This window comes from Streptomyces sp. NPDC020299 (assembly GCF_044387825.1).
In the GTDB taxonomy this organism is placed as follows: Bacteria; Actinomycetota; Actinomycetes; order Streptomycetales; family Streptomycetaceae; genus Streptomyces.
This window is the reverse complement of record NZ_JBIRWL010000015.1, coordinates 219,844-242,230: the sequence shown is the minus strand read 5'-3', so window position 1 is coordinate 242,230 and position 22,387 is coordinate 219,844. Positions and strand designations below refer to the sequence as shown.

The 22,387-nt window shown below is 66.6% G+C and carries 20 protein-coding genes; 13 read left to right on the top strand and 7 right to left on the bottom strand.

The features are described from left to right. Positions 1-48: 48 nt before the first annotated feature. The gene (eccD, locus tag ACH45E_RS33225; RefSeq protein ID WP_361446985.1) at positions 49-1,518 is read right to left on the bottom strand and encodes a type VII secretion integral membrane protein EccD; all 1,470 of its coding nucleotides are present in this window, start codon (positions 1,516-1,518) and stop codon (positions 49-51) included. A gap of 161 nt (positions 1,519-1,679) precedes the next feature. Here eccD and eccCa point away from each other — a divergent pair, with 161 nt between their 5' ends. The 12 genes from eccCa (at position 1,680) to ACH45E_RS33165 (ending at position 16,399) form a co-directional block, all read left to right on the top strand. Then, positions 1,680-5,636 carry a type VII secretion protein EccCa gene (gene eccCa, locus ACH45E_RS33220; RefSeq protein WP_361446987.1) on the top strand — a complete coding sequence of 1,319 codons (3,957 nt, stop codon included), beginning with the start codon at positions 1,680-1,682 and terminating at the stop codon, positions 5,634-5,636. 77 nt (positions 5,637-5,713) lie between these two features. Then, complete coding sequence (locus ACH45E_RS33215; RefSeq protein ID WP_361446989.1) at positions 5,714-6,229, top strand: hypothetical protein; 516 nt, start codon at positions 5,714-5,716, stop codon at positions 6,227-6,229. A 56-nt stretch (positions 6,230-6,285) separates the two neighbouring features. Further along, positions 6,286-7,758, top strand: coding sequence for a hypothetical protein (locus tag ACH45E_RS33210; RefSeq protein WP_361446991.1), 1,473 nt, complete (start codon positions 6,286-6,288; stop codon positions 7,756-7,758). Between the two features lie 33 nt (positions 7,759-7,791). Beyond that, entirely contained in the window at positions 7,792-9,198 is a 1,407-nt protein-coding gene (gene mycP, locus ACH45E_RS33205) for a type VII secretion-associated serine protease mycosin (RefSeq protein WP_361446993.1), read from the top strand. A 51-nt stretch (positions 9,199-9,249) separates the two neighbouring features. Beyond that, positions 9,250-9,675, top strand: coding sequence for a hypothetical protein (locus tag ACH45E_RS33200; RefSeq protein ID WP_361446995.1), 426 nt, complete (start codon positions 9,250-9,252; stop codon positions 9,673-9,675). A 2-nt stretch (positions 9,676-9,677) separates the two neighbouring features. Next, positions 9,678-11,918, top strand: coding sequence for a DUF6571 family protein (locus tag ACH45E_RS33195; protein ID WP_361446997.1), 2,241 nt, complete (start codon positions 9,678-9,680; stop codon positions 11,916-11,918). Positions 11,919-11,953: 35 nt separating this feature from the next. Beyond that, entirely contained in the window at positions 11,954-12,592 is a 639-nt protein-coding gene (locus ACH45E_RS33190; RefSeq protein ID WP_361446999.1) for a hypothetical protein, read from the top strand. A 498-nt stretch (positions 12,593-13,090) separates the two neighbouring features. Continuing rightward, complete coding sequence (locus tag ACH45E_RS33185; protein ID WP_361447001.1) at positions 13,091-13,453, top strand: hypothetical protein; 363 nt, start codon at positions 13,091-13,093, stop codon at positions 13,451-13,453. After that, a complete protein-coding gene (locus tag ACH45E_RS33180) occupies positions 13,450-14,082 on the top strand; it encodes a hypothetical protein (RefSeq protein ID WP_361447003.1) in 633 nt (210 codons plus the stop codon). Before ACH45E_RS33185 ends, ACH45E_RS33180 begins: the two co-directional genes overlap by 4 nt. 9 nt (positions 14,083-14,091) lie before the next feature. Continuing rightward, the gene (locus ACH45E_RS33175) at positions 14,092-14,682 is read left to right on the top strand and encodes a hypothetical protein (protein WP_361447005.1); all 591 of its coding nucleotides are present in this window, start codon (positions 14,092-14,094) and stop codon (positions 14,680-14,682) included. A gap of 26 nt (positions 14,683-14,708) precedes the next feature. Further along, positions 14,709-15,341 carry a hypothetical protein gene (locus ACH45E_RS33170; protein ID WP_361447007.1) on the top strand — a complete coding sequence of 211 codons (633 nt, stop codon included), beginning with the start codon at positions 14,709-14,711 and terminating at the stop codon, positions 15,339-15,341. Continuing rightward, on the top strand, positions 15,338-16,399 hold the full coding sequence (locus tag ACH45E_RS33165) for a hypothetical protein (protein WP_361447009.1): 1,062 nt from the start codon (positions 15,338-15,340) through the stop codon (positions 16,397-16,399). Before ACH45E_RS33170 ends, ACH45E_RS33165 begins: the two co-directional genes overlap by 4 nt. On the opposite strand, the gene ACH45E_RS33160 is transcribed toward ACH45E_RS33165, so the two are convergent. The 3 genes from ACH45E_RS33160 to ACH45E_RS33150 all read right to left on the bottom strand — a co-directional run bounded on the left by ACH45E_RS33160 (position 16,377) and on the right by ACH45E_RS33150 (position 17,315). Further along, a complete protein-coding gene (locus tag ACH45E_RS33160) occupies positions 16,377-16,538 on the bottom strand; it encodes a hypothetical protein (RefSeq protein ID WP_361447011.1) in 162 nt (53 codons plus the stop codon). The two genes, ACH45E_RS33165 and ACH45E_RS33160, sit on opposite strands and share 23 nt — an antisense overlap. Before the next feature lie 92 nt (positions 16,539-16,630). After that, positions 16,631-16,942: a WXG100 family type VII secretion target gene (locus ACH45E_RS33155; protein WP_361447013.1), complete on the bottom strand. Its 312-nt coding sequence runs from the start codon at positions 16,940-16,942 to the stop codon at positions 16,631-16,633. 34 nt (positions 16,943-16,976) lie between these two features. Further along, positions 16,977-17,315: a WXG100 family type VII secretion target gene (locus ACH45E_RS33150; protein ID WP_361447015.1), complete on the bottom strand. Its 339-nt coding sequence runs from the start codon at positions 17,313-17,315 to the stop codon at positions 16,977-16,979. Between the two features lie 284 nt (positions 17,316-17,599). On the opposite strand from ACH45E_RS33150, the gene ACH45E_RS33145 reads away from it, so the two are divergent. Next, positions 17,600-17,893 (top strand): DUF397 domain-containing protein, encoded by a 294-nt coding sequence (locus tag ACH45E_RS33145; protein WP_361447016.1) that lies wholly within the window; start codon positions 17,600-17,602, stop codon positions 17,891-17,893. An 81-nt stretch (positions 17,894-17,974) separates the two neighbouring features. Here the strand turns inward: ACH45E_RS33145 and ACH45E_RS33140 are convergent, their stop codons facing one another. Genes ACH45E_RS33140 through eccB form a run of 3 tightly spaced genes read right to left on the bottom strand, consistent with a single transcriptional unit; the run spans position 17,975 to position 22,252 of the window. Further along, on the bottom strand, positions 17,975-19,480 hold the full coding sequence (locus tag ACH45E_RS33140; RefSeq protein WP_361447018.1) for a PQQ-binding-like beta-propeller repeat protein: 1,506 nt from the start codon (positions 19,478-19,480) through the stop codon (positions 17,975-17,977). After that, entirely contained in the window at positions 19,477-20,712 is a 1,236-nt protein-coding gene (gene mycP, locus ACH45E_RS33135; protein ID WP_361447020.1) for a type VII secretion-associated serine protease mycosin, read from the bottom strand. Before mycP (ACH45E_RS33135) ends, ACH45E_RS33140 begins: the two co-directional genes overlap by 4 nt. Before the next feature lie 19 nt (positions 20,713-20,731). Next, positions 20,732-22,252 (bottom strand): type VII secretion protein EccB, encoded by a 1,521-nt coding sequence (eccB, locus tag ACH45E_RS33130; protein WP_361447022.1) that lies wholly within the window; start codon positions 22,250-22,252, stop codon positions 20,732-20,734. Between the last annotated feature and the right edge of the window lie 135 nt (positions 22,253-22,387).

The window sequence follows — 22,387 nt, the reverse complement described above, 5'->3', positions numbered from 1 at the left end:
ACGGCCGTCACTCAGGGTACCAGTGCCCGCGTGCGGCACTGCGCCGCCCTACCCCACCAGGGAACGCACCTCGGTGAGGACACCCAGCACGGCAAGACAGAGCGGGGCCAGGGTGAGCAGGACGGCCCCCTCGGAAAGATCGAGGAACCGGCCCCAGAAGGGTGAGAGTCCCTTGCGCGGGATGACGAGGCCGATCGCGGTGATCAGTGCGGCCCCGGCCGCGACGGCCGCCGTCAGCCAGGCGGCGCGCAGGTCGAGCGCTCCGCTGTCGGCGTGCAGGACGAGGTCCGCGACGGCGTCGGCCGGCGGGTGCAGGGCGAGGCCGAGCAGCAGGAGCGCGACGGCGGCCAGGCCGGCGACCAGGACGCAGGCCACCTGGGAGGTGTACCGGAAGAGCCGGGCACGGATCAGCATGGCCAGCCCGGTGGTGAGGGCGAGCAGCCGGCCCCAGACGTTGTCCGAGAAGCCCAGGACGGCCGCGGCGGCCACCACCACGGCCGACGTGCCGCCCACCAGACCGAGCAGCATCTCGTGGCCGCGGCGGGCCTGGGCGGCGATGTGCTCGGCGTCGAGCGGGTCGGCGTCCGGGCCCTGGGCGGGGTCGGGGTCGAAGTCGTCGTGCGCGGCGGAGCGCGGCGAGGCGTAACCGATGGGGAGGCGGGCGAAGCGGGCCGAAAGACCGGGGAGGAAGGCCACCAGTCCGACGGCGGCGGGGGCGCACACCGAGGCGGTGGCGGTGGCGGACGCCTCGGTGAGGATGGCCGCGAAAGTGGCCAGAGTGCCCACCGTCGCCAGGAAGGATGCGGCCACGAAGGGCGCGTCGCCTCCGGGGGTGAGTGCCACCAGAGCGACCGAGACCACCAGGACGGTCACGCAGCCCAGCATGAACTGCAGCTTGCCCGGACCCTGCCCGTGGGGCGCCGCGACGATCCCGGCCCCCGCGATCATCAGCAGGGGCAGCGCGCCCAGGCCCACGGCGACGGCCGCGGTCCGGTCGGCGTACACACGCGCGCGTACGCCCGCGAAAGCGGTCAGCAACAGGCCGAGACCTCCGGCGATGACGCCGGGCAGCCCGTGCATGTCGTGGCGCGCTGGATCGGCGTACCAGAGCACGAAGCCGCACAGCAGCAGCAACAGCGCACCGCCGGTCAGGCCCGCCACGCGCAGCAGGTCGTCGCTCCACAGGTGCCGGTCACGTACTACGGCGGAGGCGACGGCGTCCGAAACGTCGTCGTAGACCGCGGGCGGAAGCGACTCGGCGAAGGGACGCAGGCTGAGCACCTCACCGTCGAGCACTCGTTCGTCCGTGAGGGTTCGGGCACCGTCGAGGACGCTGCCGTCGCGGCGGACCAGGTGGTAGCCGGTCGGGGTCCCGGCCGGCTGGGTCTGGCCCGTGAGGCGGAGGATCTCCGGGTAGACGTCGGCGACGGCGATGTCCACCGGCAGCGCCACGTCGATCCGGCTGTCGGGTGCCACCACCGTGACCCTGCAGAATCCCGTCGTCGCGGTCGTACTCACCTTCACTGGCCCCCTGTTCGCGGATGCGTACGCTGCGGGCGTCACCCTACCGGCAGGTGGTGTCAGTGCTGACAAGTAGGATCGCCTGCACACGGAGGACGACCGTCGCCACGGGGGTGCCGGTGATCAACCGATCGTCCGTACAGGGGATTGATGCTCCGGTGAGCCAGATCGTCATCAAGCGCCCGCCGCGCACCCTACCGCCCGAAGTGCCCGTGGATGAGCTGCAATTGGAAGCTCCTCCCGAGCTGCCGCGCGGGCAGCAGGAGGGCATGCTGATGCAGGTCCTCCCGACTCTCGGCATGGGCTCGTCGGTGGTGTTCTACTTCGCTTCGCCGAACGCCCACCCGTTCATGAGGATCATGGGCGTGGTGATGCTCATGTCGACGGCCGCGATGGTGGTCTCGCAGATCGTCCGCTATCGCCGGGGTACGCAGGGGCAAATGGCCGATGTGCGCCGCGACTACCTCCGCTACCTCGCGCAGACCCGGCGTTCGGTCCGCAAGACCGCGCTGCGGCAGCGTGACGCGCAGCTGTACCTGCATCCCTCACCGGAGCAGCTCTGGTCGGTGGTCGCCGAGGGCAGCCGGGTGTGGGAACGGCGCGTCGGGGACCTCGACTTCGGGCAGGTGCGCATAGGACTGGGACCACAGCAGCTGTCCACTCCTTTGGTGGCACCGCACACCGCGCCGGTGGACGAGCTGGAGCCGTTGTGCGCCGGCGCCATGCAGCGGTTCCTGTCGGTGCACGGCCAGTTGGACGGCCTGCCGGTGGCGGTCTCGCTGCGTGCCTTCTACCACGTGACACTGTCCGGCGACGCGGAGTGCACCCAGTCGGCGGCACGTGCGCTGGTGGCGCAGGCGACCACCCTGCACTCCCCCGACGACCTGGTCGTGGCCGTGGTGGCCTCGCCGGGCTCCGTGGCCCGCTGGGACTGGACGAAGTGGCTGCCGCACTGCCAGTTGGCGGGCCAGTTCGACGGGGCGGGCACGCGCCGTCTCTTCGGTGACGACATGGGCGAACTGGAGCAGCTGCTCGCGGGCCGCCTGGACGGCCGCCCCCGGTTCAGCCGCGACGGCCAGCCCGTGCTGGACCAGCCGCACGTCCTGGTGGTCCTGGACGGCGGCATGGTCCCCCCCACGTCGGCGTTCGCCGCGGCGGAGGGACTTCAGGGGGTGACGATCGTGGAGGTCGTCCCCGGGGAGCTCGACCAGCCTCGCGGCGACCTGTCGATCGTCGTTCGCCCGGACCGGCTGTGGCTGGACTCCGGCGGCGGTGTCGCCTTCGAGGGGGTGCCCGACGGGTTGTCCCTGCCTGCCGCCGAGGCGCTGGCCCGGCAGCTCGCGCCGCTGCGCATGGGCGGCGGGGACGACGACGAACCACTGCTCGCCAACCTGGACTTCACCGACCTTCTGGGCCTGGGCGACGCCGCCTCCGTGGACGTCACCCGCACATGGCGGCCGCGTTCCGTCCCGGAGCGGCTGCGCGTACCCATCGGCGTCGGCGAGGACGGCCAGCCCGTGATGCTGGACCTCAAGGAGGCGGCCCAGGACGGCATGGGCCCGCACGGCCTGTGCGTGGGCGCCACGGGCTCCGGCAAGTCGGAGCTGCTGCGCACCCTCGTGCTGGGCCTGGCGGTCACCCACTCCTCCGAGACGCTCAACTTCGTCCTCGCCGACTTCAAGGGCGGCGCGACCTTCGCCGGCATGTCACAGATGCCGCATGTCGCAGCTGTGATCACCAACCTGGCCGACGATCTGACGCTGGTCGACCGCATGGGCGACGCGATCCGGGGCGAGTTGCAGCGGCGCCAGGAGCTGCTGCGCTCGGCCGGAAACTACGCCAACATCCACGACTACGAAAAGGCCCGCGCTGCCGGTGCCCCCCTGGAGCCGCTGGCGTCCCTCGTCCTCGTCATCGACGAGTTCAGCGAACTCCTCACGGCCAAGCCGGACTTCATCGACATGTTCATCCAGATCGGCCGCATCGGCCGCTCCCTGGGTGTGCACCTGCTGCTCGCCTCGCAGCGTCTGGAGGAGGGCCGCCTTCGGGGGCTGGACACCTACCTGTCGTACCGGATCGGTCTGCGGACCTTCTCCGTGGCCGAGTCCCGGGCGGCCCTGGGCGTGCCCGACGCCTATCACCTCCCCTCCGTCCCCGGCTCCGGGTATCTGAAGTTCGGCACGGACGAGATGGTGCGCTTCAAGGCGGCGTATGTGTCGGGGACCTACCGCGCGGGTGGCCCCGAGGTCGCGCAGGGCAGCCTGCCCATCGAGCGCCGGCCGGCGCTCTTCACCGCGCCTCCCGTGCCGGTGGCCTACGTGGCTCCAGACCCGGCGCAAGCACCGGCCGCCCGTCCGGAGGACGACGCGCTGGCGGACACGGTGCTGGACGTCATCGTGCAGCGGCTGGAGGGCCAGGGGGTGCCCGCACACCAGGTGTGGCTTCCCCCGCTGGACCAGGCGCCCACGCTGGACCAGCTGCTGCCGACGCTCTCCGTGTCCCCGGAACGCGGCCTTCAGGCGCCCGAGTACACACGTCTGGGCGGCCTGACGGTGCCGATCGGTCTGATCGACAAGCCGTTCGAGCAGAAGCGTGAGGTGCTGTACCGGGACTTCTCCGGCGCGGCGGGCCACATGATGGTCGTGGGTGGACCACAGTCCGGGAAGTCGACGCTGCTGCGCACGTTGATCGCGTCCTTCGCCCTCACGCACACACCGCACGAGGTGCAGTTCTACTGCCTGGACTTCGGTGGCGGCGGTCTGGCATCCCTGGCGGACCTGCCGCACGTGGGCGGGGCCGCGTCCCGGCTGGACCCCGAGCGGGTCCGCCGTGCGGTCGCGGAGGTGGCGGGCATCCTCAACCGCCGCGAGCAGTTCTTCCGCGCCAACGGCATCGACTCCGTCGCGACGTACCGCAGGCGCCGCGCGGCGGGTGAACTGCCCGGCGAGGCCTGGGGTGACGTCTTCCTGGTCATCGACGGTTGGGGCAACTTCAAGACGGACTTCGAGGGCCTGGAGGGTGTCGTCAACGACATCGCGGGCCGCGGTCTGGGCTACGGCATCCACGTCGTCGTCTCCGCCTCCCGGTACATGGAGGTGCGGGCGGCTCTCAAGGACCAGATCCTGGGCCGACTGGAGCTGCGTCTGGGTGACCCGATGGACTCCGAGTTCGACCGCAAGGTGGCGGTGAACGTGCCGTCGGGCGTCCCCGGCCGTGGCCAGGTGCCGGAGAAGCTGCACTACATGACGGCTCTGCCGCGCATCGACTCCTCGCCCTCAGCGCACGATCTGGCCGAGGCGACGACCCAGCTCGTCCAGGCGGCGAAGGCCAACTGGCAGGGTCCGTCGGCCCCTACTGTCCGCCTTCTGCCGCGCAAGCTGCCTGCCGACCAGCTCCCGAAGGGTTTCGAGTTCCCGCAACACGGCATCGCGATCGGTATCGACGAGGCGAACCTGGAGCCGGTGTTCGTCAACCTCGACACCGACCCGTTCTTCCTCGTCTTCGGCGAGAGCGAGTCCGGCAAGACGAACCTGCTGCGCCTGATCGCCAAGCAGATCGCGGAACGCTACACACCCGCCGAGGCCCGGATCGTCGTCGGGGACTACCGGCGCACGATGCTGGAGGCCGTGTCGGAGGAACATCTGCTGGAGTACGCCCCGATGGCGTCGGCGATGCAGGTCCACATGGACGCGATCCGCCAGTTCATGGAGATGCGTGCGCCGAAGCCGGACATCACGCCGCAGCAGCTTCGCGACCGCAGCTGGTGGAACGGCCCGCAGCTGTTCGTCATCGTCGACGACTACGAACTGGTCGCCACCAACTCGGGTAATCCACTCGCCTCGTTGGTGGAGCACCTGCCCTTCGCGCGCGATGTCGGCGTCAAGTTCATCATCGCCCGTAGCCAGGCCGGTGCCTCGCGCGCGATGTACGAGTCCTTCATGCAGCGCGTGAAGGAGCTCGGCGCGCAGGGCCTCGTCCTGTCCGGCGACCCGAGCGAGGGCGACATCCTGGGCAACGTCCGGGCCCGTCCGATGCCGCCCGGCCGTGGCGTGTTCGTGTCACGCAAGCGCGGTGCGTCGCTGATTCAGGTGGGGTTGCTTCCGCAACGCCATTAGAGTGACTGATCGAGTCTTTACTTCGTTCGGATACACAAGCGAACGAAGCGAACGGGGAGAACGGGGAGGCAGCTGAGGTGAGTTCGAACGGGGGCGGCGGATCGGGCGGTGCCCACGACGCACCGGACACGGGCAAGTCGTTCGACAGCCTGGCCGGGGTGAACCCGCAGATGGCGCTGGACATCCAGCACACCGCCATGAAGAACTTCAAGAAACGCGTCGACGAGCTTCTGATCGAGCTCGACAAGTCGGAGGCAGCCCCGGGCAAGGTCGGCCAGGACCGACTGTCCCGCGCCCAACTGGGCTCCTCCGACTTCAAGGAAGCACAGTTCCTCTACGACTCGTACACCCTCGTCCACGACGAGTTGGAGAACCTCTCCAAGGCGCTCGGCGCGCAGATCGAGGGGATGGGACTGGCGGTGCACGCGTCGCGGGTGGGCTACGCGAATCTGGATGAGGACATCCGGGCGCGGATGAGGGAGGTCAACGCTGAGGCGGAGAAGTACTACGTGTCCGACCGGGATCCGTACGCAGACCAGCGCACCTCGTCGCCGGAGTCCACGCCCGCGGCCGCAAGCGAGGAGGGCCTGTAATGGGTGATCAGCCCACACGGGGAGAACCGAAACTCGCTCGCACGGACTTCGAGTCCATGACGCACGAGCAGCTCGCGGCTTTGATCGACGAGGCGAGTTCGGGCGGCGCGTCCCATCTCGCCGGCAAGCTCTCCAAGGCCGCATCGACGATCACGAAGATCGGCGATGACCTCATGAAGCACGTCAAGAGCTTGGAGTGGCAGGGCCAGGCCGGCGATGCGTTTCGCGATTGGGGCGGTCAGACGGCGAGCGCCACGCTTCGTCTGGGGCAGTACGCCGAGGTGGGCTCTCGCTGGATGGAAACCGTCTCGCAGGCCATCGCCGAGGCGAAGGCGGCCATGCCGGACACCTCGGAGACCACTCAGGCCAAGTCGGACCTCGCCGACGCCCACGCGACGATCGCGGCAGCCAGGCAGCCGGGCGCCCACAATGACCCCGACGCCCAGAAGCTGGCCCAAACAGCCAAAACCGACGCGACCTCGGCCCAGGCTCGTATCGACGCGGCCCGAGCCGAAGCGGCGCAGCAAGTGCGGAAGTTGGCGCAGGCGTATGAGTACTCGGCGCAGCAGGTGAACAGTGTGCCGCCGCCGACGTTTTCGCCGCCGGCCGATCACATGGACTCCAAGGAGTGGCGCGGGGGCAGCAATCAGTATGTATCGGTCGGTTCGACCGGCTCTTCCACTGGGCGGACAGCTCCTTCGGGCTCCGCAGGCAGCACCGCCCAGGCCTCAGGTGGCCTTGCTCAACCGGGTGCCGTCGATCGTCCTGTGACACCCGTGCTCGACAATCCTCAGGCGCGTCACGACCAGCCGGTCACCCTGGGAATCGACGGCGCTGACACGCTCCCCAGGACGTCGATGCCGGTGCACACGAGTTCTGCCGGGCCGCACACCACCGCGCCGCGCCCAGAGGTGTCCCTCCCCGGACAGCCGAACACGCTGCCGCCCTACACCGCCGGCGGCCGCGAAATGAGTCCGGTTCCCCAAGCTCGCGGCCTTCCCTCATCCTCGCGGCTTCCGCAGCGACCCCCAACAGGCCTGCCGACCCGGAGCGCCCCCCGCATGCCGCGGGAAACCGGTATCTCCGGCGGGCGTCCTGTCACTTCCGCGTCCGGCCGGTCGACCAACGCACTTCCTCGGGGAACGGTCATCGGCAAGGAAGGCACGCAGGGTCGTACACCGATGGGAAGGGCCATGACGCCTGGTCAGCCTTCAGGCCCCGTCGGCTCTGGTAGCGCTTCGACTGCCGGTCGCCGTCTGGCGTCTGAAACCGGTGGTGTGGTCGGCAGCCGTTCGACTCAGCCGGGCCGCTCGACAGGGCGCCCGTTTACGCCGGGCGGATCCGGTCTCGTACGTCCGGGGGCTTCGGACGCGACACAACGCGCGGGGACCGGCCGTGCAGGGGTGCCTGCGAGCCCGACCTCCGGCGCACGCAAGGACCGACAGGAGCAACGCCCGGACTACGTCACGGAGGACGAAGAGACCTGGACGCGTAACGATCGCCGGGTCGTTCCACCAGTCGTCGACTGAGTCCCCGGGCGGACTCCATACCCAGGAAGACACATGCGTACCAGCAGCAAGCGAAGGTTGCGGCCCTTCCCGACAGCGGTGGCCGGGCTCGGCCTTCTGCTCGTTGGCATTGACAGCACCCCCGCCTACGCACAGTCCGTCAGGGCACGACAGTGGCATCTCGACGCGATGCACGCCGATGAGATGTGGAAGTCCAGCACGGGCCGGGGCATCACTGTCGCGGTCATCGACTCAGGGGTCGATGACTCCTTGACCGACCTCAAGGGCCGAGTCCTGGATGGCAAGGACTACTCCGATCAACGCGGAGACGAGCACACGGATATCGATGGCCATGGCACAGGTATCGCGGCGCTCATCGCCGGCACCGGTGCACGCGGCTCGCTCGACGGCTCCTACGGCCTGGCCCCGGGGGCGAAAGTCCTCCCCATTCGCATGCGTTACGCCACCGAGGACTACGGACAGGTCGACAACAAGGCCGAATTCTCGCGCATCTTGAGCCAGGCGATTCGGTACGCGGCAGACTCCCCGGCCCAGATCATCAACATGTCGCTGGGCAGCTCCAACGCACCAGGCAGACACAACGTCGGTACACCGGAACTCGCGTCAGCCGTGAAGTACGCCCTCGGCAAAGGCAAACTGCTCTTCGCCGCCGTGGGAAACAGCGGCGACACGTCCAATTTGCCGGAATACCCGGCATCCACGCCCGGTGTCGTAGGAGTCGGCGCGATAACGCAGAAGATCAAGCGCGCCCCGTTTTCCCAGCACGGATCCGAGGTCGACGTCACAGCTCCCGGTGACAACATGATTCACGCGTGCCCGGGGGGCACACAGGTATGTAAATCCCAGGGCACCAGCGACGCCACCGCCATCGCTTCCGCCTCCGCCGCCCTCATCTGGTCCAAGCACCCCGGATGGACGAACAACCAGGTGCTGCGTGTCCTCATCAACACGATGAAGGGCAACGAGAAGAGCTGGACCCGGAACGACGACTTCGGCTACGGCATCGTCCGCCCCCGTGCCGCACTGCAGAACCCCGGCGCCCCGGGGCCGGCGGACGAGTACCCGCTCCCCGACCTGGCCGCCGCAGCCTCAAAGTCCCCCTCTCCCAAGGCCTCCGAGTCCGCCGGCTCGGCAGACGCCGGAAAGAACGATGCCAAGCCAGGAGGCACGGCATCCGAGTCGGGCGAGGACGGAAACACCTCCCTGTGGATCGGCCTGGGCATCGCGGCCGCCGCACTCCTGGGGGCCGGCGTCACCATCCCGGTACTCCGCACACGCCGCCGCCGGTCGACTCCGGCTGCGGCCGCGCCACCGATGCCGCCCGCGTACCAGCCGTACGCCCCCCAACAACGGCAGCAGTACCCGTCCTTCGGTCCGCCCCAAGGCCACGTCACTGGCATACCAACCGACGGAGCGCCGCGCCCGGGACAACACCCGTGAGCGAGCGAGTACGCAACCGATCAGTCGCCAGTGACAACCGGGAGGACCGACGTGTCGTTCGATGAAATGTGGGGGCAGGCGCGCAGCAATGCCGCGGCGCGACAGCATTCGAGCATGGAGCTCAACCAGCTCGTAGCGGACGGCGGTGGGGGCGGTGGCGCCAAGGACCAGTTGCACGTGGATTCCAGTGTGCTCGAAGAGCGGGCCAAGAAGGCGGAAACCGTGCGAACAAACTTCAAGGACGCGGACAACAAAGCCATGGGTGCCACCGACCGGATTGAGCTGAAGGGGTTCAAGTCCGACGCCGCCGTCGCGACGTTCCAGAAGCGCTGGCGCTCCGAGATGCAGTACATGGACGAGCTGTTGGAAAAGGGTGTGGCCGGCAACCTTCGTGTTTCGGCGGCAGAGTACAAGGCTGAAGAGGAAAAGCGGCGGCGAGAAGCCAAGAAGCTTCACGACGGCAAGGCAGGTAGTTGATCATGGGCATCAGTTACGAGCAACTGCGGTCCGCGAATCTGACCTCGCTGTCGGATGCCGTAGACCAGTGGCGCAACCTCCCTGGCCATTTCGACACGATCGCACGATCCTTCGGCACGACGGTCACAAAGGGCCTCAGCGATTCGGACTGGAAAGGTGAAGCCGCAGACGAGGCCTTCGAGAAGTTCCCGCTCATCGAGAAACAAATGAAGGCTGCATCGGATGAGGCGAAGGACATCCACGATCTATTCAAGAGCGCGCTTGATTCCTTGCAAGCAGCCAAAGATGAGCTGAAAACGATCGAGAAGTACGTTCACGAGGACAAATACTTGGAGATCACTGCCGAGGGCCATGTCTATTGCGACACCTCGAAAGCTCCGCAAGAGCAGCAGGCGGCCCTGCAGAAGGGCTATCTCGACTCGGTCCACGACTGCAACAACAGAATCGAAGCCGCGCTCAAGGCCGCGGATGACGCGGACACAGCTTTGGACTGGGCGCTCACAAGAGATGCCAACGGCCGTAGTCGCGGGTTCAATACCGAGACGGCGACCAGCATCAAGGAGGCCGCCACGGAGCGGACCGAGTCGATCAAGCAGGCGCGGGCGATGGTGAAACTCGCCCAACTCGGCGACGACATGAGCACCGCCCAGCTTCAGCACATGAACAAGGTGATGGCCAAGTACGAAGGCGACCCGCTCTTCAACGAGAAGTTCACGACCGGGCTGGGAGCCAAGGGGACCCTGCAGTTCTGGGCCGAGATGGCCGACCCCAAGAAGGACCCGTACTCGGGCGCGCCGCGTGAGCCCAGCAAGGAGCGACTGGCCCAGTTGAAGGCCCTGCAAGGGAACCTGGGAAGAGCGCTGGCCTCGGCCACCCATTCCGACAGTGCAGCCATGAAGACCTGGGAGAAGCAGATTATCGAGCTTGGAGGCCGGCCGATTGACAGCCCCCATGCCGGCAACCCTTACGGCTTCCAGGTGATGAGCAACCTAATGCGCCAGGGGAACTACGACACTCATTTCCTCAAGGCCTACGGTGACGAGCTGCTCAAGGAGGACAAGCGGTGGAGTGATCCCTACTCGCCCGCCGATTACTGGATGCGGAATAATGAGTCCGACCTGAATTTCGGCGCGAAAGACGACCGTGGCCAGGATCCCATAACCGGCTTCATGCAAGCCTTGGGGCACAACCCTGAGGCGTCCAGCGATTTCTTCGCCCACGACAAAAATTTCGACTACCTGACCTCGGATCGCGACTGGCCATCGGACGGAACCGGTGATGGAGACACCGGAGCCTCGGCCGGCTATCGCTCTCTTTCTCACGCACTTGAGTCAGCAACGACAGGCCACGCATACGATGTCGGTCCGGGGCCGGACATGGCGCCTCATACAAAGGCTCAGGCAGATTTGATGACGAAGATCGTCCACGGACTTTCAGATCCGAAGGACGATTTCAAACTCCACAACGGCATGGAAGAGAGCCTGGGGCAGATGGCGTCGGAGTATATGCCCGATATCCACCGGGCTCTCTCCGGCGGGGAATCGGGTGGTGATACCTTGGCTGACCTCTATCCCACCAAGGGCACCGTGGCCGATTTTGGCGAGCAGGACATCACGCGCTTCATGTATGACCTTGGACAAACGCCCGATGGATACAAGGCCATCAACATCGGGGAATCGCTGTACACAAGTGACTTGATGGGTTATCACCTCGCCAATCCGGAAGCCTTCGGTGAATCCACCAAGGATACCATAAGGGAGATTTCCACGCGAAATTCAGAGGTGCAAGGAATTCTGGGCCTGGCACGACAGGATTCGGACATCCAGAAGAGTGCGGAGGGAGATGCCGCGTTCAACAAGAACATGGACAAGTGGAAGGCCTGGGCGAACACTGCTGTCAACATCGGTATCGGCGCAGGCGTCAGCACCGCCGCATCTCCTGTTGCCGGCGCGTTCGCCGTGGCCGCGATGAACGACCTGAGCGGCCAAATGGTCGATGGTCTGTTCCCTGATCCACGAGACCGGTCGGATGAAGTGTTGTTCACGTCGGGCAAGGACTGGGAGAAACACAAGGAATCCGCCCTCCAAGCTGCCCAGATGGCTGCCACCTCGGCAGATGCCGCGTACCCGTCCGGTCTGTCACAGGCGGATAGGGAGGCTGCGGTGCGTGAAGGGCACTTCGACGGCAACAGCCGAGCACACGACGTCCTTGATGAGTACCGGAAGTCGCGAGGAAAGGCGTAAGCGCAAGCCATCGCTCAGCATCATCGGAGAAGGAAATGCAGGAATTTACCCGACGGCGAGGCGTCATTGTCGGCGTTGCCGGAATGTTGGCCATCATCGGAGCTGGCGTAGGCATATGGGTCATCACCTCCGATGACTCCGCGAGGCGGCTCAAGGCTTCGGAGACTTGCAATGAAGCAGTTTTCTCCAACAATCTGAAACCCTTGGAAAGAATCCTTACGCCTGATTCTTCTTTCAAGTCAAGTTGGTCACGATCTGCCACTGATGATTCTTTCAAGATCGTCTGCATGAATTCCACAAACCGTGGCGCTGTCAACATGCATGCCGAAATAAGAAACGGGGATCAGAAGGATTGGCTTGCAGAGTCCGGCGCAGGCGACTCGTCAAATGTCTCGCATTTTGAAACGGGAACTTCGGCTGCAGTTTGGGGAAAGCGTGCAGCCATCTATGTCAAATGCAAGTCGCATGCGGAGGGTTCAAGCCATACAGCGGGATTCGAGCACCCTTATCTGTCAATCGTTGCCACGGCCAGCGGCTCTGCCGGAAGCAAGGATCAGAACCTGAAACAGGACCTGGCTCAGCTGGCCAACCGAATGTTCTTCGAGGCCCAACTGCAGACAGGGTGTCAGGAAGACTTCAACCCCCCGTCCGAACCACCGCGCATCACCGGTTGACCCTGTTCCTGCCCGTGGCCGAATTCGCCGTCATCTTTTTCCGTCTCACCACCGTTCTCATGCTCCGGGGCCTCGCCAACCAGCGCAAGCTCTACCGGCGCTTCGCTGCCTGGCGTTTCCGGAATCCGGGCCCCAGTGAGCCATCGGACGGCGCCTCCGCCTGGCAGCGTGGGATGCCGTTCGTCGCCGGCCGCTGTGACGGTGTTCCAGAGGGCAGCGCGATGAACTTCCGCCGACAAGGCCTCCTGGAATGGGGAGGAGTCAGCAGGCGGGTACCCAGACGGCCTCCTCCGACCCCGATCGCGAGAACAGCAGGACGTGCGCTCACAGACCGGGGATTGATGAGGACGCAATGTACTCCCGTACTCTCGCCAGACCTCTGGGTCTTATTCTGCTTGCCCTTCCCAGTGCCGTGCGTGCCAGCTCAACGGTGGCGACCGAGAGGCCGACCCCGACACGGACTGCAGCGGATCCTTGAACGGTCCCGCGGCCAGTGGCGTGGCCGGCTTGCTGGGATCCGGCTCCTACATCACCTCGCCCGCGTACGAGGGCGTCTCCGGAGCGGCACAGGAGCTCGTCTCCGAATATCGCAGCAAGAAAGTCGCCGACGGTGGGCCGGTTGGACTCTGCTGGATCTACCGGTCGGAGAAGGACCTGAGCGATGTGAGCATCTCCTTCTCGTTCGCCACCGAAGTCCCGCAGAGCAGCCAAGTGGCCTCCTTTTTTTTCACCGCCTACAAAATGGGGACTCTGGGACTGGCCAATTCGAGTCTGATGGAGTTTGGCAGAACTTTACGATTCGAGGCGAGACGAACAATCGCTATGATCATAATGGAATCGGTTATCGGAGGTCGCCGGTGAACCGGTATCGCGTTGCCACTTTTGCGACAGCACTTCTTTTGCTGTCCTGCGCGGCGTGTGGAGATGACAAACCGCCGCGTGGAGCCGACGCGCTCAAAAAGGCGTGCGGCGGCATCCTGGACTCTGCGGAGATCAAGGAAGCCCAGAAAAGCGACAGCTTCGATCGCCTGTACGATGCCTCTGCTTCAGGGGAATCCCATGCTTCCGCGGCGAAAACACTGCTTGACGACGATCATGCAGCATACGCGTGCCGGATCGCCATTGCCGATGCCCCGGCGTCCGGTGACGGCGGCCTGTCGATAAAATTCACCCCCGGCCTGGATAATCTCTTTCCAGAGCAGGAGAATCATAGCTACAGTTCGTACAAGGCCTACAAGCTCGGCTCAGGCATGCAGGCCACCACCGAATCAGGAAGCGCGGACCTGTACTTCCCATGCCGACTTAAGGGTCAGGAGACTCCGATTTCCGTGACGGGCAGTCTGTACAACAGTCTGGATCTGTCTGTAGAGATACGGTTCCGAATTCTGTTCCGGTCCACGCTGAAGATGGTCAGCCTTCTCAAGTGTGAGAACGGAATCAAGTTTCCTGCGCCGGAAACAATGCAACCGCTTCCCCTCAAGAAGAGCTAAGAGTTGGACATGACCAGAACGGCTGTCCTGTTTTTCCTGCTCGCCGCGGCCCTTGCGGCACTCGGCCTCGCCGACCAACGCAAGCTCTACTGGCGCTTCGCTGCCTGGCGTTTCCGGAATCCGGAGGCCAATGAGCCGTCGGATGCCGCCTTCGCATGGCAGCGTGGGGTGTTGTTCGTCGCGGCTGCGGTGATTGTGTTCCAGGGGTGCAGTGCGATGGACTCCGCCAACAAGGCCTCCTGGAGTGAGGAGGAGTTGCGGCAGGCTGTTGCCCGGGCGGCCTCCTCGCTTGAGGACGAGCCTCAAGTCAGCGCGCCAGCCGAGGATTACTCCGGGATGATAGAGGACGCGGTCGTCGACGCAGGGAAGGGGTCGGGGCCCGGTTACGCGGTGAGTGTCGAAGCTTCCGATCCCGATGCCCAGTCCAGAGCAGGGAACTATGTCGTGACCGCCGACGGTGCCGACGCCGCCTTCTGCATGAGCATCTCCCGGTCCCTCTCGGAGGACGGGGGATTCAGTGTTCCTGGCGTCGGTGACCAGTCGGGGAGTCATGTCCCCGCATACGATCTCAAGGTCAGGGTGAGTGAGGGACGTTGCTAAGTATGCAGAGCCCGGTGAGAACTGTGATGGCCATTGTCGCCGTTGCGGTGACCGCGACAGCATGTGGGGTGGATGACCATGCCTCGGGTGAGAGAAGCCGAGAGGTCTGCGACTCGTTCGCCGCGGAAGGCGATGTCGCGTCGGCCCTCTCCCGGATCAGCGACACGGACCGCTTCACCGATTCCGGCTCCAAGCCTGAAGAAACGTTGGCGTCACTTCGCTCTGCCGACGGAATGGTCACGAGCGCGGAGGAACTGCAGGGATCACCGCTCTGCGTCCTGAAGCCTGCTGGCGAAGATGATCCGCTTCTCACCATCTACCTCCGGGAGGCTTCAACCGTCAGCAAGGCGGACTCGGAGAAGGAGAAGACCTTCACGCTCTACGACACAGGTGCATCCGCCATGGCGACGGATCGGCTCGCTTCAATCTACTTCCACTGCCGTATGTCAAACCCACGCAAGAGCATCATCGTCAACGGCACCCTGGAGCGGGAGAACAAGGTCGGCGTTCCCCGCAAGGAGACGACCGACAAGCAGATGCTGGTGATGAATGCCGCTGCGCGCCAGGTGACCGACGAACTCGGCTGTGCCGGAGCCGATCTGGCGGAGGGGACGCCGAAAGCGACGTCCGGGGTGTACTCGAGGGCTGAGAACCGGTGAGGATACGACGCACCCACGTCGTCGCCGTGGTGACCGCCCTGGCCCTGCTGGCCGGTGGCTACGCCTGGTACTGGAACTTCGCGCCGTCCGCCCGGGTCGGCAGGGCGTGTGACGGGATGCTGCCGGTCGACGACACGCTGGCGATGAGCGGGAAGCACGCTCGCCTGGGTGGGCAGGCCGGGCTGAAGCTGGCAACCTGGCACTACGAACCGTCGTCCGACGTGAGTGAGCCGGCGGGCCTGTCGGTGGCCTGCCAGGTCAATGGTGTCGAGGTGCACATCGAGCCGTCCGCCGGCAGTATCAGTCCGTTCGGCGTCTACACCTTCCAGCAAGGCGACGATGTGCTGCCGATACCGCTCGGCAACGGCTGGTCGGGCTTTCTCGTCGCTGAGCCGGAGGGCAGCGTCGGTGTGTCGGTTGTGTTGGACTGCACGAACTGGAAGCCCAGCCGGGGCAGCGGAATCCTGGTCACCGCCGATGCCGACACCGACAGTGCCAGTCCTTCGGCCAGGGCCCGGCTTGCTCGTATCGCTACGGAAACGGCGCGGAAGGCGGCCGGGAAGCTCGGCTGTACAGCCGAGCCGGGAAGCACGGTCTCCAAGGTCGATTCCCGGTCGACGACCGCCCGCAAGAACGCCGACCGGGCCGAAGGCACATGCGCGGGCACCCGCTCGCAATCGCGGGTGCGGGAAACGGCAGCGCGGACGGCCCCGGTCGAGTTCTGCGTGCTGGGGGACGAACTGCGGCTGATGGCCTCGTACGGTCCGTTCACCAACACCGCCGAGACCCGTCACGACGGCGCCTACGGCGGCTTCGACAAGCCCTCGGGGCTCCGGGGTGGGACGGCTTGGGGGACGGCGACGTGCACGGGAGCGCAGGGCATGGGGCTCTATACGGTGTCTCCGCCGGAGGGCTCCGGCCGCCGCTTCGACTCCCAGCCGCTCACGCCGCGGGAGTGGCAGGACCTGCGGCAGTTCGCCAGGCGTTCCGCCGCACGCCACCACTGCTCCTCGCCCGTCCTGCCGCCCGCTACCGCTACTCCCGCGCCCGGTACCTGACCAGCAGCCAGATCAGCAGGATCACGCTCCCGATCAGGATGAGCCACTCCCACCACGCTACGGGACCACCTCCGCCCGAATGGGTGCCGTAGTGGTGGTGGTACCGGCTCGCGGTCGTCGTGAGCAGTGTCGGAGACATCCATCAACCCGCATCGTCGTGGTGGCTGGGCTCGCAGCGGAAAAGACAAAGGGAGGCGGCTTGGTGCCGCCTCCCCTTTCGGGTGGGCCCGATCAGCCCATCAGCATGCGGAAACGTGCCGCGTTGCCCTTGTCCGTGTCCTGGTAGCCGACGACCGAGTCGTCCAGGAGCTGGGCGATGCGGGCCAGCTTCTGGGCCATCTGGTCCATCTGGTCGCTGCTGTCCCGCTGGATTTCGGTGTAGGCCGTCTTGGCCTCACCCTCCCAGGTCTCGGCCACGGCCTTGACCCTGCGCATGAGGGTCTCGAGTTGCTCCGCAAGGTTCTTGGCGGTGTTGCGGACGTCGCTGGCGGCCTGCGTGACGGTGTCGTAATTTACGGCGGTACGGTCGGCGTCGTAGCTCATGAAACGTATCTCCCTCGTGGTTGCGGCGTCGGGCTCAGGCGAGGTCCGTGATGCGGCTCTTGACCTCGTAGGAGTTGTCCACCTTCCGAATGTCGGAGATGCGCTCCTGTTCCTGGTCGTTGAAGCCGCCGACGCTCGCCCTCATTGCCTCTTCGAGGTCGACGAGATCGTCCTGGAGCTTCTTGAGGTTCTTGTTCACACCCTGCTGAACGGTGTCGAACTCCTTGCCCGCCGCGCCCTTCCAGCCGGCCTGGATCATGTCCACGACTCGGTTGAGCGAGGTGACCCGCTCACTCACCTGGTGGTGGAAGTCGCGGATGTCGTTCGCCAGACCTGTGAGCGCGTGTGCGCTGAGGTCAACGCTCGAAGCCATACGTTCTTGCCCTCCTGTTGAAGCGGCGGTGACCTTCACCACCGCGACGGGTCCACCCGGACGGCTGTCCGGGCCCTCCTGGCGGGCAAGACCTGCTGCGCTCTCGCGCGACGCGCGGTCGCAGCGTCGCACCGCCCCCGTGCGGTACCACATGTGTGGCACCCGCAGCCACTCTAGTCACTTGACGTGGTGCTTCCAACTGCAAAGGAGACACAGGGAAGTTCTGAGGGCCAGTAGTGTGACCGCCACAGCGTTCGTACGTCGGGAAAAGGGGTCGCTGCGGGATGACCGAGACGGCTGAGGAGATCAAGGCGCGCAAGGAGCGCGAGCGGGACGAGCTGTACGCCCTCGACATCTCAGGCGTCGAGTGGCAGTGCGCGCCCGGTACGGAGGAGCACGAGGAGCGGGTCGAGATCGCCAATCTTCCCGGCGGGGCCGTGGCCATGCGGTCCTCACTCGACCCGGAGACCGTGCTGCGGTACACGGAGGCCGAGTGGCGGGCTTTTGTACTCGGTGCGCGTGACGGGGAGTTCGACCTGGAACCTGCTCCGCACAACGGCGGACTGCCGACCGAGTAGCGCGGAGAGCGAGACACCGCCGGAGGCAGGCGCGGAGGGCGGCACACGCGCGTGTGCCGCCCTCCGGCGGCCCGTGTCACCTCAGTGCTTGAGGCCCGCCGTGCCGACCCCGAGGACCGACAGCACCGGATACGTCGGGTGGTCGTCGTCCCGGGCCAGTTCACGCGGTGCGAAGAAGATGTGGCCCTGCTCGTAGGTGATCTCCGTCTTCTCCGGGTCGCTGAGTTCGTACTCGTCGTCCTCCGGGAGCTGGAAGAGGAGGTACGGGGTCTCCTTGTCGGTGCGAGAGTTCCAGCTGACCACGGCTGCGGGCTGGACGTCGTCGATGCTCCTTCGGTAGATCAGCAGGTCGTCACCGCTCATACGGAGGGGCACGACCATCTGGAAGGGACGGCCCTCGAACTTGCCGACGGAGGTGCCCTTGTCGACGTCGAAGGCCACGATCCAGTCGGAGGGCTGCTTGATGTCGGTCTGCTCCTTGCTCATGACGTAGAGCCTGCTGCGGCCCACGACCAGGCCGTCACAGTTGTCCACCGTGCCGAAGTACGGCGAGAAGGAGTACCGCTTGCCGCATTTGGGGTCGTAGCCGCCCATAGAGATGGTGGCCAGGCGTTTGCCGTGGCCGGCATCGAGTGTGATCAGGTCGGTGACCTCGCTGTCGCCCGCCGCCACGGCCAGGACGGGCGGGTCGGAGGAGGGCAGGAAGACGTCCTGGACGCCGTCGGCGAGTTTGTACGTCCACCGGGTCCTGCCGGTGCGCGGGTTCAGTTTCTCCACGCGGTAGGTGGCGTCGGGCCCGTCACCGCAGGTGACCAGTGCCAGGAGCGCGCGGCCGCCGGCGAAGCCCGTGTCGTGGCACTGGGAGACCGTGGTGGTGTTCCAGAGCCGCTTGCCGGTCTTCATGTCGTACGCCACCGAGCCATGGCCCCACGCCACGGCGACGACCCCTTTGGTGAGGGTGAGGTTGGTGTTGGTGACGTAGGCGAAGTCGGCCGCGGGCATCTTCTTCTGCCACAGCTTCTTGCCCGTGTCGAGGTCGAGGAGGAGCACCTGGTCGCAGATGCCCCCGGTCTTGGCGCCCTTGGCCTTGGGCGGCTGGATGACCACCGCGGTACGGCCGTCGGCGGTGACGTCCCTGCTGGTGGCACAGATGTGGCCGGCCAGCTTGAGGGTCCAGGCCTTCTCGTCGTAGGTGGGCTCGATCTTGTAGCCCTCGATCCGGTTGGCCACGCCCCTCGCGACGATCTTCCCCGTGGCCCAGGTGCCGGGGGCGTAGCGTGGGTTGATGTCGGTGTTCTTGGAGAGCTTCTCCTCGTTGTGCTGGGTCACGATCTGGCCCTCGGGCGAGACGGGGGCTTTCTCGACGGTTTCCCGGACCTCGTCGAGCGCCTGGTGCGCGGCCACCGGTGTCGCCTTGCCGGTCCCTTTGTCACCGGCCTGGTACCACAGCAGGCCCGCGCCGAGGCAGAGGGCGGCGGCCGTCGACGCCGCTGCCGTCCTCAGGACCCGTCTACGGCGCTTCTGGCGTGTCTTGTCCGCTGCCAGTGCGGACTCCGTGTACATCGACGGGGGTGGGCCGAAGCTCACGCTGAGGGTTCCTTTCGGTGACGGCGGCGCAGGTCGCGCGTGACGACGGCCGCGCCGGCGATGACCGCCACCAGCACGACGGTGATGCCGAGGGCGTAGGTGGCGTACCGCTGGTTGCGCTCCTCAGCGGTCTCCGCGAGGGAGAACCGTGCCACGTCGGGGGCCGGGGCCTTGCTGAGGCCGGGGTCGGGGGTGGGCGAGGACGGCGGGTCCTCGGTGTCGGATTCCTGGATGGCCCGGACCGGGTCGACGACGCCCCAGCCGACGTAGTCGTCGTGGCCGTTGACGGAGCGTTCCGCCGTCTGCTCGATCCGGGTGATGATCTGGGCGGGGGTCCAGTGCGGGTACTTCTCCTTGAGCAGGGCCGCCACGCCCGCGACGAAGGGGGCCGAGAAGCTGGTGCCGTTGTCGGTGCACTGGCCGCCGCCGGGAACGGTGGAGACGATGTCCACGCCGGGGGCCGCCACGCCCACGAAGGTGCCGGCCTGGGAGAACGTGGCACGTTCGTTGTTGCGGTCGGAGGAGGCCACGGCCAGGACGCCGTCGAAGGCCGCCGGGTAGGTGTTCTTGACCTTGCCGTCCAGGCCGTCGTTGCCTGCGGAGGCGACCACGACGACCCCCGCGCCGATCGCCTTGCGGACCGCCTGCGCGAGGGCGGAGGTGGCCGACAGGGGCTTCGTCGTGTCCTGGGAGATGTTGATGACGTCGGCACGTTGCGTCACGGCGTAGTTGATGGCAGCGGCCATCGTGTCCGAGTCGCCGCTCTGGTCGGCGTCGTTCTGGCGGATGGGGATGATGGTGGCGTTCGGGGCGAGGCCGACGAAGCCTGTGCCCGAGCGGGGACGGGCGGCGATGATGCCCGCGACTTTGGTGCCGTGCCCGACCTGGTCGTCGGTCGGGTCGCCGCCCTTGCCCTTGGTGAGGAAGTCACGGCCGTCCGCCTTGTCCACCACTGCCCTGAGCTGCGGGTTCTTGTCGTCGACGCCGGTGTCGATGACGGCCACGCGTACGCCCCTGCCCTTGTTCGTGCCCTGCCAGAGCTCGTCGAGCAGGACGCGCTGCAAGGACCAGGGCGTTCCCTTGATCGGCTTGGCGGGGAACGTGCACTCCCCGCTGCCGTCCAGACGGAGGGAGGGGGCGGGCGGGGCCGCGCCCAGGGTGGTCAGCAGTACGGCGGCGGTCAGCAGGGTTGCCTTCGTCGGCAGCACTCGTACGGCGCTCCTATTGATCATGTCCGTAAACAGAGGCGGGCTACGAGCCCTGCGGCTGCCGGGCGCCGTTGGTGGCCAGGCGCGGGCCCTTCGCCAGGAACTCCGACCAGACCGTGGGCACCTTGGCGGGCCTGACGTTCTGGTAACCGAGCTTGACCTGGGCCTCGCTGGGCTCAGGGGTGCCGTCAGAGGTCTTCTTGCCGGCCCCGATGTCCGACTTCTGGCTGTCGCTGTCCCCGTTGGCCTGGACGGCGTACCGCAGACCGGTGTCGGTGACGAGGAAGAGTGCGCCGGCACCCGTCTCGGTGCCCTGGAACTGGGTGTAGAGCAGGCCCGTTCCGGGGGTGACGTAGGTACTGGTGCCGTCTGCGGTGATCTCGGCCGGGTAGTCGGTGCCCGCCCAGGTACTCAGGGTCGTCGAGTTGTCGTCATCGACATCGCGCAGCACGCTGCACACGGTGTCGCGGCCCGAGGCGGACGAGGCGGAGTTGACCTGGCGGGCCCGCTCACGGGGCCAGTCGGCGGGTTGTCCGGCGAAGGGCTCGCTGTCGGCGGTGAAGTCCTGCAGACCTACGGTGCGGGCCTCTCCGTTCATGTTCAGCGGTGCCGTCTGCGGCGAGGAGATCAGCAACCAGGCGGTGAAGTCGCTGATCGGCTGCACCTTGCCCGGCAGGACGACGTAGTACTTGGTTCCCTCCCCGGTCTCGGTCCGCAGGACCATGCCGACCTTGTTCTCCTCCGCGGAGAGCTGGCCCGGGACGTTCGCGGGCGAGCCGACACCGGAGGGCAGTTGGGGGAAGCGTATGGGCGCGCCCTGGTGCAGGGTGCCGAGCCACCCCTTGGTGACGAGTTGCGGCTTGCGGGAGCCGACGAGCGCGGTGGTCAGCGCGTCGGACTCGACACCGGTGACGGCGTACGACGTGCCGCGCGAGTCGACCAGGTAGCGCCGGCCGGTACGGGTCTTCACGTACAGCACGTCGCCACCGGCGAGGCGGCGCGAACCGTCGGCTTTCGCCGCGTCCCGCTGGGCGAGGACGAAGGTCGCCTCCTGGACGGTCTCGCCCTTGCCGCCGGGCTGCTCGCAGACGGCCCAGCGCTTGGCCTTCCCGGCCTCGTCGGCGGACGGGAGGCGGTCCGGCGCGTACGGGATGCCCAGGATCGGACCGCGCGGCAGCTTGCCCGAATCAAGGACGTCGTCGCTGACCTGGATGACCTGGTAGTCGGCGCCGTTCATCAGCAGGCGCGCGGAGGCGAGGTTGAGCACCGGGTGCAAGCGGTTGACCTTGCCGGTCTTGAGGACGACGTAGCGGGTCGTGGACTGCTTGCCCACGATGACCCGGGTGCCGGGCTTGTCCCAGCCGGCGGGCGCGGTGGGCTGGAACATCCCCCAGGCGCCGAAGACCGCCAAAGTCAGCGCGCCCGCGACGAGGCTGGGCACGACCGCGCGCAGCGGCTTGGGCGCGCCTTCCTCCGATCCGGACGGTGACGGCTGGAGGAAGGCCGCGAGGGTGCGCCTCTTCGCGAACGTGTAGGCGTTGAGTTCGTCCCGCCGTGATGCCATGAGTGACTGTTTCTCCCCGTTGTCACATCCGGAGGCGTGACTGGCCGCCCTCCGATGTCAGACCGGCCCCCTACTATGCCTGGTGTCGGCAGTGGTCGGAGGGGTGGGTAGGGTACCTGGGCCTTCCGGCGCCCA

Excerpts from the sequence above, each read along its gene's own strand:
- ACH45E_RS33155 (WP_361447013.1), bottom strand. The coding sequence starts at position 16,942 with ATGAGCTACGACGCCGACCGTACCGCCGTAAATTACGACACCGTCACG.
- mycP (WP_361446993.1), top strand. The coding sequence starts at position 7,792 with ATGCGTACCAGCAGCAAGCGAAGGTTGCGGCCCTTCCCGACAGCGGTG.
- ACH45E_RS33150 (WP_361447015.1), bottom strand. The coding sequence starts at position 17,315 with ATGGCTTCGAGCGTTGACCTCAGCGCACACGCGCTCACAGGTCTGGCG.
- ACH45E_RS33190 (WP_361446999.1), top strand. The coding sequence starts at position 11,954 with ATGCAGGAATTTACCCGACGGCGAGGCGTCATTGTCGGCGTTGCCGGA.
- ACH45E_RS33210 (WP_361446991.1), top strand. The coding sequence starts at position 6,286 with ATGACGCACGAGCAGCTCGCGGCTTTGATCGACGAGGCGAGTTCGGGC.
- ACH45E_RS33170 (WP_361447007.1), top strand. The coding sequence starts at position 14,709 with ATGGCCATTGTCGCCGTTGCGGTGACCGCGACAGCATGTGGGGTGGAT.
- mycP (WP_361447020.1), bottom strand. The coding sequence starts at position 20,712 with ATGATCAATAGGAGCGCCGTACGAGTGCTGCCGACGAAGGCAACCCTG.
- ACH45E_RS33175 (WP_361447005.1), top strand. The coding sequence starts at position 14,092 with ATGACCAGAACGGCTGTCCTGTTTTTCCTGCTCGCCGCGGCCCTTGCG.
- ACH45E_RS33160 (WP_361447011.1), bottom strand. The coding sequence starts at position 16,538 with ATGTCTCCGACACTGCTCACGACGACCGCGAGCCGGTACCACCACCAC.
- ACH45E_RS33195 (WP_361446997.1), top strand. The coding sequence starts at position 9,678 with ATGGGCATCAGTTACGAGCAACTGCGGTCCGCGAATCTGACCTCGCTG.
- eccB (WP_361447022.1), bottom strand. The coding sequence starts at position 22,252 with ATGGCATCACGGCGGGACGAACTCAACGCCTACACGTTCGCGAAGAGG.
- ACH45E_RS33145 (WP_361447016.1), top strand. The coding sequence starts at position 17,600 with ATGACCGAGACGGCTGAGGAGATCAAGGCGCGCAAGGAGCGCGAGCGG.